We start from the raw sequence: 16248 nt of genomic DNA on the forward strand, positions 1-16248 counted from the left end.
AAGTTAATCCTTCTCTATTAGCTTAATATTTAAAACCTTCTCAAGTTTCTTTGCCGTATTTATATCCGGCAGGAGTTCCCCGCGTTCTATGTTTGATAATACATTTTTCCTTTCCAATATCTTTTGCGCAAGCTCCTCCTGCGTCATGCCCATCTGCTCCCTTTTGCTTTTTATTAACCTGGCATAATCCTCCACTATATCAAGATTTTCAATATTTTCAGGCTTCCTGTAAATTTTTTTAGGATTATCCCTGTTTAAAGGCTTTTTAAATGGTTTTTTATGCTGTGGAACTATAATTTTTTTTTCGGGGAATTTTATTGTCAGTGTTTCGCTTAAACTGTTATATTTTTTTTCCTCCACAGGTTCACCGAATCTTGCACAATCCTCGCATACATTGAGAATTGCACCATCTATTTTTATCTTAATTAATTTATTTGTTTGTTTTCCACACATATCACAGTTCATGGTTATATATTATTAATTACAATATAATTTTATTGCACTCGTAAATATTTATTTACATTGCTTTAATATTAAAATGTGAAGGAAATAAACAAAAATATAATTATGGAAAAAAACAGAATTTTCACAGTATCTGAGTATAATAAATCAGTGTACGGTGAAAAAATTAGAAATTATTCTGGAAAATATTTACGTGAGTGGAATCCAAAGAGGAGCAAACTTGCAGCTGCAATCATAAAGGGGCTTAAGGAAATTCCATTGAATAAAAACACAAATGTGCTATATTTGGGGGCATCAACAGGAACAACCGTTAGTCATATATCAGATATTTGTTATAATGGAAGGATATTTGCAGTAGAATTTGCCTACGACCCATTTGTAAAACTTTATAACCTTGCAAAAATTAGAAGTAATATTTTTCCAATTCTTGATGATGCAAATATGCCTGAGAAATACAGATTTTTTGTGGATAAGATTAACTTTATATATCAGGATATTGCCCAGAGGAATCAGGTTGATATTTTTAATAAAAACGCTGATTTATTTACTTGCGCAAAATATGCAATGCTGATTTTGAAACTAAAATCGATTTCTTCTAGGAAAAATGAGAGATTTATTCTAAATAATGCCATTAGAAATATAAAAAATTTTAAAATAATGGAGATAATTGATTTACGCCCATTTGATTCTGGCAACTTCCTTTTATCAATGGTGAGACATTAACATGGGTGGCATTTTTATTTATTTTATAATAAATAATAAAATAACACAAATTTTGGATAAATATCATGAAAATTTTTAAAAATATCAATGATAGAAATTATTCATATCTTAAAATTATAAAATATTGAATAAATGATTTTTTAATTTTAATAATATATTTAATGCCATTTCATGTGCAATTGGAAAAGCTTATATAACATTGTTTTTTATATCATAATAAGGTAAGGAAAGTGAAAATAGAGATAGGAGAAAAATATGATTTCGAAATAGAGAGGTCGGATATAGAGAACGTCAGGGAGGGTTCAATAATTGCCACCTATTATAACATGGGCAACCCAATCTACGTTGAGCTCATCTTAAATAAGTCTCTTGCAAATGAAATCAGAAAATTCTTTATGCACTCAAACAAGAAATCCGCATTAATATCAATAACGAGGATATCAAAATTAAAATACAGAATAACTCCAACCATAGTGATACTCAATAAACAGAGAGGTGCGTTACAAAAATAGTTAATCAAAATTTTAGGAAAATTTAGACAGCTTAAATTTATAAAAAATAATTTTTTGTTTTATTAATTATAAATTAATGGAAAACTTTATATTCTAGTTTGTAAATATATTATTTGGTCTTCAATATGGCTTTATATAAGAAGAAATTTGAAGAAGAACTAGAAGACGAAACAGCCAGCTATGATGAATTAGAAAAAACAATATGGAGTGATAACAAAAAATCAGGGAGAAAGTCTAGATCTATCCCTAGGAAATAAGGTTGATTCACGCACATTGCTTAAATTTAAGAGGTTCATTACAAGCCTTTCAAGGCCAAGGCCCCATCCAGCGTGTGGTGGCATGCCATATTTAAAAGCTTTTATGTAAAATTCGAAATTATTTTTGTTTAATCCTTTTTCATTAAAACTGTTCTCAAGCATGTTATAATCATGAATTCTTTGTGCACCTGAGCATACCTCAATATCACGTAACTGTAAATCGAAGGATCTTGTAACATTTCTATTGGTATCATCAGGCATAGTATAAAAAGGCCTTAAATCCTTTGGCCATTTTGTTATAAAATAGAAACCATTATATTTTTTAGAGACAAATTTCATGGCCTCCGGGGAAAAATCATCACCAAAGTTTAATTTAAAGCCATTGTCATTCAGATAATTAATAAGCTCTGAGTATTCTATACGTGGAAATGGTGGCCTTACCTCCTCAATGGAATAACCAAGACCTTTTAATTCCTTGCCAAGAATGGAGTCGGCGCGGTTAACGGAATATGCTATGGCGTTTTCCAGCATCCTCATGACTGTTTCATCATCAGAAAAGCTCATTTCAATATCTATGGATGTAAACTCATTTAGGTGCCTTACAGTGTTCTCTTTTTCTGCCCTGAAGGCTGGACCAACCTCAAAAACACGGTCAAAACCAGAACTCATTAATATTTCCTTATATAACTGTGGCGACTGATTTAAATATGCACGTTTTTCAAAATACTGAACAGGGAACAGGTCAGCACCACCCTCTGTTGCAGCCGCAACAATTTTGGGTGTGTGAACCTCAATAAAATTATTTTTGTTCATATATTCTCTGATGCCAAAAAGAAGCTCGCTTTCAAATTTGAATATAATAAGATTTTCAGGCTTTCTTAAATCAATGAATCTATTATTTAGTCTTGTATCGAAATCAACATCAACAAGATCAATAACGCCCATTGGAAGTGGGGTCTCTGCCGTATTTAATATTATAATTTCATTTGCAAGAATTTCCACACCCGATTTGCTAATGCTTTTTTTGTTTAATTTACCAGATACTTTAATAACAGACTCCCTGGAAATATTATAAATGGAATCATAATTTTTTACCATATTATCCTTAACTGTCACCTGGACAGACCCTGTATTATCCCTAACTATTAGGAAAAGAAGCTTTTTTATTTTCCGTATTTCCTGAACCCATCCATCGATTTCTATTATAGAACCATCTTCTAGATTATTTATATTATTAATGTACGTTCTCATTAGAGGTTTATATTTATCTATTTATTAAATTTTTAACTTTTTCCAGTGTTTCAATTAGATTTATATTTATTTTTAAAATAATCTTATGATATTATGATTATACTTGGCTATGATGTTGGTGGTACGAAGGTTTCAGCCATTATTGGCAATGAAAATGGTGAAATAATAGATTCCATAAAGAGAAAAACAACAAAACAGTATGGTAAAAACGGACTTTCGCAGCAGCTTATAGATATGGGCGAGGAGCTTCTATCAAGAAATAAATTGAATAAACCGGATATGATTGGAATAATTTTTGCAGGTATTGTTGATTCAAAAAGTGGTTTAATTGTATCATCCCCGAATATCCTTGGCCTAAAAAATTATAATATTACAGAGGGGCTTGAAAAGCACTTTGGTGTTACAGTAAGGCTTGAAAATGATGCATCGGCCAGCACAATAGCTGAGAAAATATTTGGCGGGGCAAAAAAATACAATAATTTTGTTTATATAACATTAAGCACAGGTATTGGAGGTGGGATATTTATTAATGGTAAACTCTACCGCGGGTCCCATGGCATGGCAGGCGAAATTGGACATATGGTTATGGTGGCAAACGGCCCAATATGTGGATGCGGCCGGCGCGGCTGCTTTGAAACACTGGCAGGTGGGAATGGTATAAGGGCAAGGGTGCTGGAGGATGTTCATGGATTAAATGACTCCACAATACTATCAAAACTCAGACCTGAATTTATTAATGCAAAGGCTGTGTTTGACGCAAAGAAAGAGGGCGATATGCTTGCACAGCTAATAGTTGAGGAAACAATATATTATCTGGCTGTGGGTATTGTAAATATTATAAATATTCTTGATCCAGAGGCAATATTCATTGGAGGGGGCATAAGCAAGGAGGGTGAGGATCTTTTCACCCCATTAAAGATGGCCGTTGATGAGGAGATGAAATCATTAAAACGGGATGTTAAAATTTATCAGGCGCTGGAAAATGGTCCTGATCTGGCTTCCATAGCAATATGTTTATATAAATATTGATATTGTATAACTATGGATGGGAGGCAAAAATACTGCATGGTAAAATTTAATGATGAGTTGGTATGCATAGACAATTCAATAGAGCTTTTCAGGCTTCTCGGGAAAAAATATACCATTATGATCATGACGCTCCTTGCCAATAATAAATTAAAAAATCAAAATTTCAATAAAATTGTTAATGATCTGCCAGGGTCCGATAAAACATTAATATCACTGAGAATTAAACAGCTTACAAAATTTGGTATTATAGAAAGAAAAAGTTATGGGAATATAACATACGAGCTTACAGACAGGGGCAATGAAATATTAAGGTTAATACTTCCTTTATTCAGGAAAATGCAGTATGATCAATTAATCTGAAAGGCTTTCCATTAGGGTGTTAAAGCGATCCTCCAGCCTTTTAATTGCATAATCAAGGACATCTATGGCCTTTAATGACCCATCTGTTTCAAATTTGAAGATAAATCTGGTATCATCCTCATCAATCTTCACATGGTCTTCCTCAAATAACTGTGAAAGAAATCTGCATGGAGTGTCATCGCTAAATACAATTTGATCATCAGTCTCGCTGACCACGGATTTTGGGCATTTTTCTTTATAATATGTCCATTTATTAAATTCGGATTTATTGATGGTGAATGTTCTGTGATATTTATATGAAACCCCTGAGGTTACCTGCCATTTTGCATGTTCCTTACCACGTCCCAGTATGGCCTCACATGTTACCAAAATTGCCTGGTCCTTTTTTAATTTTACAATGGGGATCATGGGATCAGTTGGTGTGAGGTCCGGGCGGTTTACAGGCATAATATCTGATGAATAAACATCCCCGGGGCCGAGTTTATTAATGGAATATGTAACTGTGCATAAATCGCAACCAGTCCCACCGCATGAACATTCGTCCCTGAAATTAAGTTTTAGATCTGTTTTTAATGGAATTAAGCCAAGCCGGGACGCAATCATCTCATCGAATAATGGTAATGAGGAATCATAAACGTTTCCGTCCTTATCCCTTATCTCTCCATGATGAAAAACAACATTTTCTATTGCAAGTTTTGGTATATCATTAATCAATGTTCTTCTTAAAGAATTGGCTATTCCCGGAGTAATACCATCAATCTCAAAACGGATAAAATTATCTTTTAATTCAATAATTTTAAGCATTTTATACTCTCCTTCCTCTCTTGCCCCCTTTCTTTTTGGTGCCATCATGGGGTATGGGTGTAACCTCCTCAATTCTTAAAATTTTAAAACCTGCCCTGGACAATGCCCTTATGGCAGACTGTGCTCCTGGGCCAGGAATTCTAGATTTGCTGCCGCCCGGAGCTCTAACCCTTATAATTAAATCAGTTATCTCCTTTTCACGGAGCTTTTCAGATATAATATCTGCCGCCTTCATGGCAGCGTAAGGACTTGATTCATCCCTGTCATTTTTAACCACCATTCCACCGGTTGATTTTGCTATTGTTTCTGATCCTGTCTGATCTGTTACAAGTATTAATGTATTATTTTGTGATGCATAAATATGGGCTATTCCAGTCTTATTCATCTTCTTCCTCCTTTACATTTTCCTTTTTATCTTCTTCCTGTTCCTCTTTAACGGCCCCTGCAATGGCAAGCCTTATGGGATGGTTTTCATCCGCAAATGGTGATTTCTCACTGTATGCTATATTATCCTCAAAACCTTTTTGAACAAACATGCTTGGAATTGTTGTGACACGACCATTTACAGTTATATGCCCATGAACTATTAACTGCCTTGCCTGCTTCATTGTTGATGCAAAATTTTTCTGATAAACTATTGTCTGAAGCCTTCTATCTAAAATGTCCTCAAGCGAGAGTGCCAGAATATCATCCAGTGTTGCGTTTTCTGTTAATATATTTAACCGGCTTAATTTCGCAAGCAGCTGCTGTAACTGTTTCTGGGCCAGTGGGTCGCTGTACCTTATTTTTGCCTGAAGGCTCCTTGCCTGTGTTCTAAAATTATTAAGTATGGCCTCAGCCTTCCATAACTCACGTTTATTTTTCAAGCCATATTTAATCAGAAGCTCACGTTCATAATCAATTCTTTCCTTCTCCCATGGATGTCTCGGGGTTGAATAACTTTTCCTCTGAAATTTCTGATCTCCCATAAATAACACCTTATTTCTTTCCTGGTTCCTCCTTCTTTCTAACCACTCCTATTGATAAACCCTTTCTACCATTTGATCTTGTTCTCTGTCCCCTGACCTTATGACCCTGCTCATGTCTTATACCACGGTATGACCTCATTTTCTTCATTAAATTGATATCATCATTAACCTGGAGGTCAAGGTCATTGGATAGCAGGTTAAAATCCTTGCCCGTGGTTATATCCTTTCTATGGTTTAAAAGCCATACAGGCATATCTGCATATTCTTTATTTTCAACATATTTCCTTATTTCAAGAATTTTATCCTCTGATAAATCGCCTATTCTTACAGATGGGTCTATATTAAATTTTGCTGCTATAATTTTTGCCTGCCTGTATCCTATTCCCTTAATATCTGCAAGTGCAAGCTCAAATTTTCTCTCTCCTTTAATATCACGGTTAGCGATCCTAACTATATACTGAAAATTCTCATTATTGTTATCTTCTGCCATTTTATCATCCTGTTTAACGTAAGTTATTCCTTATTATTTCAGTATATATATTCTTTATCATTATTAATCTATTTTGGCAAGCTGTGCATGTGGCACGCCATTAATACGTATAACGTTCTCGGGGTCTATGTAATTTGCATTAATTGCTGCACTCACAACCCTTTCTCCGACCAAGTTTGCAATCGTGCATATGGAGAGGGATGATAAAAAAGTATCCTCAGAAACCCGCATATCACCATAGAAATCCTGCTTTACCTTTAAATGAAGCTTTCCTTCCCTTAGATCCCTGTTTATTAATTCGCTATCCGCAGCTGCCAGAACGACCTCTCCATTAATATTAACTATTTTCATATTAATATTATTCATTTCAACACATCTATTCTTTTATCTGATGGGCGGTATATTTCACCCATGGAATTTAATTTTTCTATATCTGATTCTGCACGCTCCCGGCTTATGCCCCTAGCCTGAAGCTCATCAAGAACCTCCTTAACTTCAGGGGCACGATTTTTTGCCTCCTTTAATTCTTTAATTACACCAAGAACTATTTCAAGCTCACTTCTCTGCCTGGAACTTATACCGCTGTTCAATATATCTATGTCCACCTTGCCATTCATGGAAGATACCTCCCTAAGGTAATAATCCACTATGCTTTTCGCCAGTAATGCATCTTCTGCTGTTACAATTGGAGATAATCTTGCCTTGGCAGCGGCCTCTGCCAGTCTAATTGTGGATTCCAGCTGCCTTGCTGTAATCGGTATTGAATCACCACCAGAGCTTCTGGTTTTAATATATTCTTCCCTAAGTATATCAATTGCCTCATTGCTTAATCTGGGGAAAACGTGATTTTTTGCATATGAAACATATTTTCTTATAAGATCCTTGTCTATTTCGGGTATAAAATTTTCCTCGTCAGGTATTTTTATATCCACATTATTGTTTTCAAGGCCCTTATATATCTCACCAAGTCTGTGTGTCATGAGTATATGTTCTGCCAGTTTTCCATCCATTTCCCTATTTGGTGTATCTATTAACTTAAAAATTATATCAAATCTGGATAATAATGGCGGTGGAAAGTCAATCTGTTCAGTAATACTTTTTAGGGGGTCATAACGTCCGAACTTTGGATTTGCAGCTGCAAGAATAGAACACCTTGATTTTAGCGTTGCCATAATACCTGCCTTTGATATGGTCACTGACTGCTGTTCCATTGCCTCATGCATTGATGCTGTATCCCTGTCATCCATCTTATCCAGTTCATCTATGGCGACAAAACCATTATCAGCCAGAACAAGAGCGCCAGCCTCAAGAGTCCATCTACCCTCACCAAAATCGTCCCTGACGGCAGCCGCAGTTAAACCTGCAGCACTTGAACCTTTTCCAAATGCAAATACACTTCTTGGTGAGATCATTGTCATATATCTCAATAGCTGCGATTTTGCAGTTCCAGGGTCCCCAACCATTAATATATGTATATCACCCCTGATTTTGGTCCCGTCCTTCATAATCTTTCTTTCCCCACCAAAAAGCTGAAGCACCAGTGCAGTTTTAATTATTTCAAGACCATAAATTGAGGGGGCAATGGATTTTGATAACCTTTTTATTATGTTTGGGTCCTTTGCAAGTTCCCTTATCTGTTTTTCATCATCCTCATTAATTTTTATATCCTCAAAATCCTTCGTTTCTTTTTTATAATTGTTTGCATATAAATATATATTGAACTCTGTTAGCATTATTGTTCCTATATGTTTTTGATCGGCCTTGAGTATACCATATATTGTAACCCGGTCTCCTGGAAATACCTTGCCTGCAATATCGTCCTCCATTATTACAGTTATTCTTTGGGGCTGGGATGTACCATCAATGTTATCTGGATTCTCCTGTATCTCAAGTTTTTGTGTATCAACAAATTCTGATTCCTCAGGAATTAACTTTAACTTGCCCTTGTTGTATCCGCAATGCTGGCATGAGGATGGTTCAACCAGTCTCTGATAGTCCTCATTAACATAGGTAAGTTCGCCACATGCCGGGCATTTGAATGCTGCCCTTTCAAGCCTGGGAAGAACCTCTGTGTTTTTTCTTATTATGCCACTTATTGAAATAAATGTACCTACATTGCAGCTTCTTACGTTCCTTATTTCATATTTAATGCCGGTTATATCAGGAACGTCTGTTAACCGTATATCTATTCTTTTAATTCTGTTGTTATACAACCCTATGGTATCTCTTATGTATTCCTCACCAATTGAAAAATAAAGTGTGGGATCCTCCATCAGGCTTTGGGCGAAGGTTTCATCAAAGCCGGTTATATCATTATATGAAATGTAAAGTGATTTTTCATCTGGATATATTGACCTTAGGTTATTTATTTGGTCATTATAATCATACTGGTCAAAGAAATCCTGCCAGTATCTCTTTATTTTATCTGTTTCTATATCAGGGTTTATCACAAAGATAAATATTATTTATAAGTATTTAATGATTTTTTTAACCAGATGTGATAATTGAAAAATAATTTATATTGATTTGGGATTAACCAGTACTGCCGTCGTAGCTCAGCCTGGTAGAGCGCGTGCTTGGTAAGCACGAGGTCGCGGGACCGAATCCCGTCGGCGGCTCTTTCAATTTTGAAAATTGTTAATTTTTATTATTTTTATAGGTTAAAATATCAGTATAGAAAATTATTTAATAAAAATTTAAATTTTGTTAATGTAAGACATGGTACGACAAAAAAATGGCTAAATTTGATAAAAATGTTAAATAATAGGCAAATATTTAAATATAAATCTCTTATTATATTTTTGGGGATGAATAAAATGATTACCATAGGTTTGGATTTAGGTTACGGCGATACCAAGGTAATATCTGAAAATGAGCAAAGGTATATATTCCCTTCCCGCTGGGCAAAGGCCGAGTCAAGAAATTGGGGTATTGGTGGTAATATACCTGTAATTTCTGTTGATGACGGAGACTCATTTGTATTTGGAAAGGATGCCATAGGTTCAGGTGTTAGGCAGCCACAGGAGGACAGCAGACTTTCTGATCCAAATTCATATCCATTGCTCGCAGCGGCCTTATGGGTAACAAATCTTGGTAAGGAAAATACAGAAGTAACACTGGCCAGTGGTACACAGCTTGGGTCCTTTGAAAAGGAGGTGGAGAAGGCAAGGAATCTTCTTGAGGGGAAAACCATAAAAATAAAATCCTCGGCTGGTGAGGAACAAAAATTCACCATATCCAAACTTGTGATGAGACCTCAGGGTGTCGGTGCGGCAATATATTTATTAAACCGTGGATTAATTAGGAAACAATACGGTAATGCGGTGATTATAGACATTGGGTTTAGAACAACTGATGTATTAACAATAAATATGGAGAACATGGAACCAATAGTTGAGCTTTCATTTACAATACAGGCAGGAGTGGGGGATGTTGTTTCTGGAATAAGCAAGGTGATAGCCAAGGAAACAGGATTTATAGTTCCAGCTGATGTGGCCAGGGATGCAATATCGTCAAAGGTTGTCTACAGTCAGAAGGAGGTTGGTGGTCCAATTGTTTCACAGCCATTATTAGACGCACTTGCACAGAAGGTGATAGACGATATGAGAGAAAACATGCGTGAAGACCTTGATAGGATAACTGCTTTAATTCCTGTGGGCGGTGGATCAATACTGGTTGGGCAGAAGCTGGATGAACTTGCACCCGGGCACATGGTTAAGGTTCCCGTGGAGGATATGCAATTTACTAATGTCCTTGGATACAGAATTGCAGCAAGTCAATAATTTTACAATAATTTTAAAAATAATTTTAATTTATAAATTTTATAAAATATGTATTAGTGCTGGATATGAACTGTATGCAACATATATTCCGACCAGAACTATAATAATTGCGAATATCTTTCTAAGCAGCTTTTTATTCATGCCAACTGATATTTTTGTTCCAAAGAAGCCACCAAGAATGCCACCAATCACATATACAATGGCAACAAGATACAGAACCTCTCCATGGAATCCGTACTCTGCTGCTGTAACTATCCCGAAGGTACCAACAGCAAATAGCGATGTGCCTATTGCCATACTTATCTTAATCTTTGTGGATGATAGTAATGCAGGCACTATTAAGAAGCCCCCGCCAATACCAAAGAAACCTGAGGCAAAACCCACTGCAAGTGAGAATGCAGATACCTTGTCATATCTTGTTTGTTTTGTTAATTCCTTGCAATCCTCTGTTGGCAGGCTACGGCATTTGCTTATATACATATATATACCAATGGCTATCATGAGCATGGAGAAAAAGAAAAGCAGCTGACCGCCCTTTATCTTAAGCCCAACATATGCACCAAGTAAAACTCCTATCACACCAACAAGGGCAAAAATAGGTGCTATTTTTAAATTTACGTTTTTCTTTCTGAGATGCTGATAGAAATTAATAAATGCTGTCAGGCCAACAGCAAGTGCAGTGGTACCTATTGCAAGATGTGGATGATTAATACCAACAAAATATATAAACAATGGGACTGCAAGTATTGATCCACCACCACCTATTAAGCCTAAACTAAAACCGACTGCTATACCGGATATTAGTGCAAATAAATACTGAATGATTGTTATTATCATTTTTATCTAAGGGTATATAACTAATTACTATATATATGTTTTTCATGTTTATACATTAATTATTCATATTTATGAAAAAATATTAATTTTATACATTATTATGATTAATTTTCATGCAATAACGTGCTTAGGTGATATAGGGCCTTCCCAGCATTGGAGTTATCGATTATTATCCATATTTCTGTATCCAATCTGTAAATGTTGGTAAACTTTATTCCATAGGTCATAAGATAATCCGTTATCAGCAATGTTAACCCTGGTGTAAATGAGGATTCCTTTGGAAGTATTATCTTAATAAGCGCAATTTTGCTCTCGCTGCCCTTGTTGCTTGCTATGCACACATAATAATTGGATTCCTTCATTACAAGTATTGCATTATCTGGAATTTTTTTAATGTCATCAAAATATATAACACTGTATTCATATTCTATTGTTAATGACGACCTTTTAAGTATGTCAAGATCATCTATGTATTCTGGCTTTTGCGTCTTCATATTTGCAAGGACCTTGACAATGGTATTAAATTTTACAGGCTTTCCGGTCATGGCCTCAACCTTATCCTTAATGTTTTCTGCAATTTTAGTGTAATTGCATAACCCGCTTGAAATTGCCATGGAAAAAATTAAATTGTTATTCACAATAACTTTTACTGCGTCTGATATTTTTGTCATGATTGTTTATTATTTTATAATATAAATTCATTGCTATTGAAAATATTCTATAAAATACATATTTATGAATTATATCTATATTTATAATACTTTACTTATTTTATATACAACATATAATTAAATAATATTTTGCTACAAAATCTTAAATAAATATCTTTTATATTGCTATACCTGAATTTGGAAAAACCAATATTTAAGGTGCCGTCCACGTGGGGAATTGGTATGAAGATAGGTATAATAACCAGGGTAAACTGCGCTTCGTGTATAAAAATAGCAAAGAGGATTCTTGAAATAATTCCTGAGGACTGGGAGGTTTTTCTTGAAATGAAACTTGCCATGGCCCTTCATAAAAAGGGTTATAATTTTAGCAATATTAAAGCTGATATTTTAATAGTCATTGGTGGTGATGGAACAATACTGAGAACAGCCCAGTTTTCTAAAGGAAAGATACTCGGCATAAATGTTGGCGGTCTTGGATTTTTATCTGAGGTTGAAATAGGCAGCATTGAGGAATCAATTTATAATTTAATTAGGGGTAATTACAGGGAGTACAGCGTAATGAAACTTGATGTATTTATAAATAATAGGTTATTTGGGAAATGCATTAATGATGTGGTCATACATACAGGTAAAATTTCTAAAATAAGAAAATTTAGCGTGTATATAGATGATAAGTTTATGGAAAATACAAGCGCCGATGGTGTCATTGTGGCAACACCAATAGGATCGACATCCTATTCCTACAGTGCTGGAGGCCCAATATTGATACCATCATTAAGGGCAATGGTAATATCCTATATAGCACCTTTTGGTTCAAGGCTCCGGCCAATTGTCTGTCCTGAAACCAGTTCAGTAAAAATTAAATCAATAGGAAAATATGATTCCATAGTTATATTGGACGGCCAGAAGGAAAGAAAGATAAATGAAAATGACATGGTTGAAATCAGGGTATCCAGGGAACATTTAACATTTATTGAGATGAAGGATTCCTTCTTTGAAAGGTTAAGAACAAAGCTGATTAAGGATGTGGTTAATTAGAAAGAAGACAATGGAAATGATAATGGAGGCATCGAAGGATTCATATCCAAATGAGTTTGGTGCAATGCTCAGGGCTGAGGGAAATATAATTTATGAAATAGCCATACTTCCGGGCACTGTAAATGGAAATGTCCATGTTATCTTCCCAATGTATTCCATACCCATTGATTTTTCATATGTTGGATCTGTGCATTCACATCCATCCGGAAATACAAGGCCGTCTGATGCTGATCTGCATATGTTCTCAAATACCGGGCAGATTCATATTATTGTTGGATACCCATATGATTTAAAAAATTATTCCGCATATAACAGAGCAGGAACTCCTGTTAAGTTGGACATTATTTGATTGAATATCTTAATATGGCACAGTATCCCCCAAATTTTTTTATAATTTCACCGGAATCAGAGTAACGGCTTATAACATGTATGTTTGCTGATCCATTTAAAATCGAAAGAAGCTCCCTTGTTTCCGGGGCATGAAATTTTTCCTCTGAAATAATTAAATCCTGAATTATACCCATCTGTGCATATTTTAATATATCCCCATAACCATATATGCTTGTGGCGCTTTTATTTAGCCCTTCAAGAAACTTATTTATAATTTTTTCATCCCTCATGAGCCTTGAATTTTTTAGAATATTTTCACTTTTTTCACTCCCCAGGAATTCATAAATTCCTCTTTTGCCCGTATCCTCAACGGCAAAATCATATTTTTTAAAATTTTTAAAATACGGATTCTGGTTAATGAAATTATAAAACTTAGAGTGTTCAAATCCAGGTCCTAGAATGATTAAAATAATAATATCCCTTATATTTTTTAAAACATATTCAATTTCCTGGTAATAACCTGATGATTGCTGCTTGACATCAAAATATTTTCCAGACTTTCCAGATTTTATGCTTGCAAGTTCCTGTATTCCATATGGTCTTAATGCGCATACTGTTGCCTCCTCATCATCCATGGAAATAAAATAAATTCCAGTACTCTGAGAGGTATCGGTTGCCTCCCTGAGTAGGTTTAAATCCTCATCTGTAAATTCTTTAATAAGGAGGAATTCATCATCGGTACCAAGAAAGATTGATTGATGGCTACCGGCTTCATCACCCTCTATTATCTCGCCAAGAATTTTAATCTTATCGGTATAAGGCTGAAAATCTACTTTTTCAACCTTTAATTTTACCTTAATTTTCTTTCTTTCTGTTGATTTTGCCCTGTCCATGTCGTCATTAAGCTCAACCCTTCTAAAAACATCAGATACTATTAGATCCCCGGGTTCAAGTAAATTTTTTATATACCAGAGATCGTCAAGTGTTTCTATCCGTATTTTTAACTCATCATTTCCAATATTATTTTCCAGTATTTTCAATGAATGATAATTAAAAGATCGGTTAAATACTTTTAAATTTTAAAATTTTATTAATTTCATTAAGAATTTTTTTATAATGAGAACCTTCCCAGTAATATTTATTGCATTTCTTACAGTATTTAACTGTTTTAAATTTTTGCCTGACCATTGTATATTTTAAAGGATCCAGCGTATCAGTGCTAACATCCACAAGAATTGAATTGCACACCGGGCATCTTGTAAAAAAAAGTTTTTTATCCGGTGGAAAGAGGCTTATTATTTCACTTACCTGATCTTTATAATCGGTGCTATCCAGAAATATTGAAAGCGAGTACCTTTTATAGAACTCTATATCCCTTGTTAATAGTATTAAATTATTTTCAATACAAATCTTGAGTATTTCATTATCATAATGTACATCCGGATATTCAACATCATAACCCATAAAGCGGAGCCATTCGCAGGCCCTTTTTGCCATATGGTCTGCCATAAATTTATGGGTGACTCCATCTTTTAGAAATTTCATTTTCAATTCCCGCTAAATCCATTACCCTTCCAACCATGGAATTAACCATATCGTCAACTGTTTTTGGCCTGCTGTAAAATCCCGGCATTGCCGGCGCTATTATCACACCACTTTCTGAAAGTGCAAGCATATTTTTTATCATGATTGTGCTCAGTGGTGTTTCTCTTGGAACTATTATAATCCTCCTTCTTTCCTTCATGGCAACAAGGGCCACCCTGGATATTAAGGTATCAGATATGCCAACGGCTATTTTGGCCATTGTGGATGATGAACATGGTATTATTATATAAGAATCAAAGATAAAACTCCCGGAACTTACTGTGGCAGCTATATTGGAATCATCATAAACATAATCAGCCAGATTTTTTATATAATTTAAATCATAATCAGTTTCCAGTTCTATTACCTTTTTTGCACTTTCAGATATTATTAAATGTATTTCAGCCTCTTTTATTTTTTCAAGAAGGCGTATGCCATAAATTGAACCTGATGCACCGGATAATCCAATAACAATTTTTTTCATTATTATATAATGCTTAAATTGTATTTAATTCATTTTTTTCTATTAAAGATAAAATAAAGAACAAACATCCCTGCTATGATGGCTATTATTGCCCCTGCCTCCTCGTACTGAACTGTTTTGCGTGCCACCACGGGTTTTGAAAATGAAAATCCAGGATATGCACCTGCATCAAGTGCCTGTATGTTTGTATACCCCTTAACATGAGAGGACACATTTTCTGTATCAAGAAATGCCTTTGTCATGTTTGCCATTGTTGGACTGCCTGTTTCAGAAAGTTTTAAAAGAAAGTATGCGCCGTATGGATTCATTGATGTATATGAAAGATCAAACACAATAAGATACTGCGTATCCACTGCTGACCAGTTATATGTTACATACTTTTTATTGTCAATAACATTAGAAAAAAAATTAACCCATACTGAATTTGATATATTATATTCTGTACCATTATAATAATACGTAATGGTCGGAAGCACGCTTGGTGGTGCTGGCAAATTCTGGGATGAATTGGCAACAGCCGGTGCGGCGATTAAGAACATGGATAGTAATATTGCTACCAGTATTTTGTACATTTAATACTGTATGTAAAATATGATTTAAATCTTTTTTTATTTAAAACCAAATTACCACAATTAAGTATTTAAATAAAGATTGTTTTTAGCTGTA

21 protein-coding genes and 1 tRNA gene are annotated in these 16248 nt (G+C 34.7%); 8 read left to right on the plus strand and 14 right to left on the minus strand.

Annotated features, from left to right (window positions below; genetic code table 11):
- Nucleotides 1–3: 3 nt before the first annotated feature.
- The gene (locus QXW15_RS00185; protein WP_048101687.1) at nt 4–465 is read right to left on the minus strand and encodes a multiprotein bridging factor aMBF1; all 462 of its coding nucleotides are present in this window, start codon (nt 463–465) and stop codon (nt 4–6) included.
- Between the two features lie 75 nt (nt 466–540).
- Here QXW15_RS00185 and QXW15_RS00190 point away from each other — a divergent pair, with 75 nt between their 5' ends.
- Nucleotides 541–1185, plus strand: a complete 645-nt coding sequence (locus QXW15_RS00190) for a fibrillarin-like rRNA/tRNA 2'-O-methyltransferase (RefSeq protein WP_287954960.1) — start codon at nt 541–543, stop codon at nt 1183–1185.
- A gap of 230 nt (nt 1186–1415) precedes the next feature.
- Nucleotides 1416–1697 carry a hypothetical protein gene (locus QXW15_RS00195; RefSeq protein WP_048101688.1) on the plus strand — a complete coding sequence of 94 codons (282 nt, stop codon included), beginning with the start codon at nt 1416–1418 and terminating at the stop codon, nt 1695–1697.
- A gap of 221 nt (nt 1698–1918) precedes the next feature.
- Here QXW15_RS00195 and aspS read toward each other — a convergent pair whose 3' ends face one another.
- Nucleotides 1919–3205: an aspartate--tRNA(Asn) ligase gene (aspS, locus tag QXW15_RS00200; RefSeq protein ID WP_054964042.1), complete on the minus strand. Its 1287-nt coding sequence runs from the start codon at nt 3203–3205 to the stop codon at nt 1919–1921.
- Between the two features lie 93 nt (nt 3206–3298).
- Between aspS and QXW15_RS00205 the strand changes: the two genes are divergently transcribed.
- Nucleotides 3299–4234, plus strand: coding sequence for an ROK family protein (locus QXW15_RS00205; protein WP_048101690.1), 936 nt, complete (start codon nt 3299–3301; stop codon nt 4232–4234).
- A 12-nt stretch (nt 4235–4246) separates the two neighbouring features.
- Nucleotides 4247–4594: a helix-turn-helix domain-containing protein gene (locus QXW15_RS00210; RefSeq protein WP_048101691.1), complete on the plus strand. Its 348-nt coding sequence runs from the start codon at nt 4247–4249 to the stop codon at nt 4592–4594.
- Here the strand turns inward: QXW15_RS00210 and QXW15_RS00215 are convergent.
- From QXW15_RS00215 to QXW15_RS00240, 6 genes are all read right to left on the minus strand, one after another.
- A complete protein-coding gene (locus QXW15_RS00215) occupies nt 4586–5398 on the minus strand; it encodes a DNA-directed RNA polymerase subunit D (protein ID WP_048101836.1) in 813 nt (270 codons plus the stop codon). The genes QXW15_RS00210 and QXW15_RS00215 overlap by 9 nt on opposite strands.
- 1 nt (nt 5399) lies before the next feature.
- Nucleotides 5400–5783, minus strand: a complete 384-nt coding sequence (locus QXW15_RS00220) for a 30S ribosomal protein S11 (RefSeq protein WP_048101692.1) — start codon at nt 5781–5783, stop codon at nt 5400–5402.
- Complete coding sequence (locus QXW15_RS00225; RefSeq protein ID WP_048101693.1) at nt 5776–6366, minus strand: 30S ribosomal protein S4; 591 nt, start codon at nt 6364–6366, stop codon at nt 5776–5778. Before QXW15_RS00225 ends, QXW15_RS00220 begins: the two co-directional genes overlap by 8 nt.
- Nucleotides 6367–6376: 10 nt before the next feature.
- Nucleotides 6377–6856 carry a 30S ribosomal protein S13 gene (locus QXW15_RS00230; protein ID WP_048101694.1) on the minus strand — a complete coding sequence of 160 codons (480 nt, stop codon included), beginning with the start codon at nt 6854–6856 and terminating at the stop codon, nt 6377–6379.
- A gap of 63 nt (nt 6857–6919) precedes the next feature.
- On the minus strand, nt 6920–7222 hold the full coding sequence (locus tag QXW15_RS00235; protein WP_231563423.1) for a DUF424 domain-containing protein: 303 nt from the start codon (nt 7220–7222) through the stop codon (nt 6920–6922).
- Entirely contained in the window at nt 7219–9306 is a 2088-nt protein-coding gene (locus QXW15_RS00240) for a minichromosome maintenance protein MCM (protein ID WP_048101695.1), read from the minus strand. The genes QXW15_RS00235 and QXW15_RS00240 overlap by 4 nt, the downstream gene beginning before the upstream one ends.
- A 94-nt stretch (nt 9307–9400) precedes the next feature.
- Here QXW15_RS00240 and QXW15_RS00245 point away from each other — a divergent pair.
- Nucleotides 9401–9474, plus strand: a tRNA-Thr gene (locus tag QXW15_RS00245).
- 198 nt (nt 9475–9672) lie between these two features.
- The gene (locus tag QXW15_RS00250) at nt 9673–10638 is read left to right on the plus strand and encodes a ParM/StbA family protein (protein ID WP_048101838.1); all 966 of its coding nucleotides are present in this window, start codon (nt 9673–9675) and stop codon (nt 10636–10638) included.
- A gap of 39 nt (nt 10639–10677) precedes the next feature.
- Here QXW15_RS00250 and QXW15_RS00255 read toward each other — a convergent pair whose 3' ends face one another.
- On the minus strand, nt 10678–11475 hold the full coding sequence (locus QXW15_RS00255; protein WP_055040924.1) for a sulfite exporter TauE/SafE family protein: 798 nt from the start codon (nt 11473–11475) through the stop codon (nt 10678–10680).
- Nucleotides 11476–11579: 104 nt separating this feature from the next.
- Complete coding sequence (locus QXW15_RS00260; RefSeq protein WP_048101697.1) at nt 11580–12146, minus strand: hypothetical protein; 567 nt, start codon at nt 12144–12146, stop codon at nt 11580–11582.
- A gap of 222 nt (nt 12147–12368) precedes the next feature.
- Here QXW15_RS00260 and QXW15_RS00265 point away from each other — a divergent pair, with 222 nt between their 5' ends.
- Nucleotides 12369–13184 (plus strand): NAD(+) kinase, encoded by an 816-nt coding sequence (locus QXW15_RS00265; protein ID WP_048101839.1) that lies wholly within the window; start codon nt 12369–12371, stop codon nt 13182–13184.
- Complete coding sequence (locus tag QXW15_RS00270) at nt 13171–13533, plus strand: Mov34/MPN/PAD-1 family protein (RefSeq protein ID WP_048101698.1); 363 nt, start codon at nt 13171–13173, stop codon at nt 13531–13533. The genes QXW15_RS00265 and QXW15_RS00270 overlap by 14 nt, the downstream gene beginning before the upstream one ends.
- Here the strand turns inward: QXW15_RS00270 and QXW15_RS00275 are convergent.
- From QXW15_RS00275 to QXW15_RS00290, 4 genes are read right to left on the minus strand one after another with little or no spacing between them, the layout of a single operon-like run.
- Entirely contained in the window at nt 13526–14554 is a 1029-nt protein-coding gene (locus QXW15_RS00275) for an mRNA surveillance protein pelota (RefSeq protein WP_048101699.1), read from the minus strand. The two genes, QXW15_RS00270 and QXW15_RS00275, sit on opposite strands and share 8 nt — an antisense overlap.
- A gap of 22 nt (nt 14555–14576) precedes the next feature.
- Nucleotides 14577–15023 carry a Mut7-C RNAse domain-containing protein gene (locus tag QXW15_RS00280; RefSeq protein ID WP_162200879.1) on the minus strand — a complete coding sequence of 149 codons (447 nt, stop codon included), beginning with the start codon at nt 15021–15023 and terminating at the stop codon, nt 14577–14579.
- Between the two features lie 4 nt (nt 15024–15027).
- Entirely contained in the window at nt 15028–15582 is a 555-nt protein-coding gene (locus tag QXW15_RS00285; protein ID WP_048101700.1) for a UbiX family flavin prenyltransferase, read from the minus strand.
- A 29-nt stretch (nt 15583–15611) separates the two neighbouring features.
- The gene (locus QXW15_RS00290; RefSeq protein WP_048101701.1) at nt 15612–16154 is read right to left on the minus strand and encodes a hypothetical protein; all 543 of its coding nucleotides are present in this window, start codon (nt 16152–16154) and stop codon (nt 15612–15614) included.
- Nucleotides 16155–16248 lie beyond the last annotated feature (94 nt).

This window comes from Acidiplasma sp. (assembly GCF_038728925.1).
GTDB classification, from domain to species: domain Archaea; phylum Thermoplasmatota; class Thermoplasmata; order Thermoplasmatales; family Thermoplasmataceae; genus Acidiplasma; species Acidiplasma aeolicum.

Coding starts and splice junctions, on each gene's coding strand:
- QXW15_RS00185 (WP_048101687.1), bottom strand. CDS start 465: ATGAACTGTGATATGTGTGGAAAACAAACAAATAAATTAATTAAGATA.
- aspS (WP_054964042.1), bottom strand. CDS start 3,205: ATGAGAACGTACATTAATAATATAAATAATCTAGAAGATGGTTCTATA.
- QXW15_RS00205 (WP_048101690.1), top strand. CDS start 3,299: ATGATTATACTTGGCTATGATGTTGGTGGTACGAAGGTTTCAGCCATT.
- QXW15_RS00210 (WP_048101691.1), top strand. CDS start 4,247: ATGGATGGGAGGCAAAAATACTGCATGGTAAAATTTAATGATGAGTTG.
- QXW15_RS00215 (WP_048101836.1), bottom strand. CDS start 5,398: ATGCTTAAAATTATTGAATTAAAAGATAATTTTATCCGTTTTGAGATT.
- QXW15_RS00220 (WP_048101692.1), bottom strand. CDS start 5,783: ATGAATAAGACTGGAATAGCCCATATTTATGCATCACAAAATAATACA.
- QXW15_RS00225 (WP_048101693.1), bottom strand. CDS start 6,366: ATGGGAGATCAGAAATTTCAGAGGAAAAGTTATTCAACCCCGAGACAT.
- QXW15_RS00230 (WP_048101694.1), bottom strand. CDS start 6,856: ATGGCAGAAGATAACAATAATGAGAATTTTCAGTATATAGTTAGGATC.
- QXW15_RS00235 (WP_231563423.1), bottom strand. CDS start 7,222: ATGAATAATATTAATATGAAAATAGTTAATATTAATGGAGAGGTCGTT.
- QXW15_RS00250 (WP_048101838.1), top strand. CDS start 9,673: ATGATTACCATAGGTTTGGATTTAGGTTACGGCGATACCAAGGTAATA.
- QXW15_RS00255 (WP_055040924.1), bottom strand. CDS start 11,475: ATGATAATAACAATCATTCAGTATTTATTTGCACTAATATCCGGTATA.
- QXW15_RS00260 (WP_048101697.1), bottom strand. CDS start 12,146: ATGACAAAAATATCAGACGCAGTAAAAGTTATTGTGAATAACAATTTA.
- QXW15_RS00265 (WP_048101839.1), top strand. CDS start 12,369: ATGAAGATAGGTATAATAACCAGGGTAAACTGCGCTTCGTGTATAAAA.
- QXW15_RS00270 (WP_048101698.1), top strand. CDS start 13,171: ATGTGGTTAATTAGAAAGAAGACAATGGAAATGATAATGGAGGCATCG.
- QXW15_RS00280 (WP_162200879.1), bottom strand. CDS start 15,023: ATGGCAGACCATATGGCAAAAAGGGCCTGCGAATGGCTCCGCTTTATG.
- QXW15_RS00285 (WP_048101700.1), bottom strand. CDS start 15,582: ATGAAAAAAATTGTTATTGGATTATCCGGTGCATCAGGTTCAATTTAT.
- QXW15_RS00290 (WP_048101701.1), bottom strand. CDS start 16,154: ATGTACAAAATACTGGTAGCAATATTACTATCCATGTTCTTAATCGCC.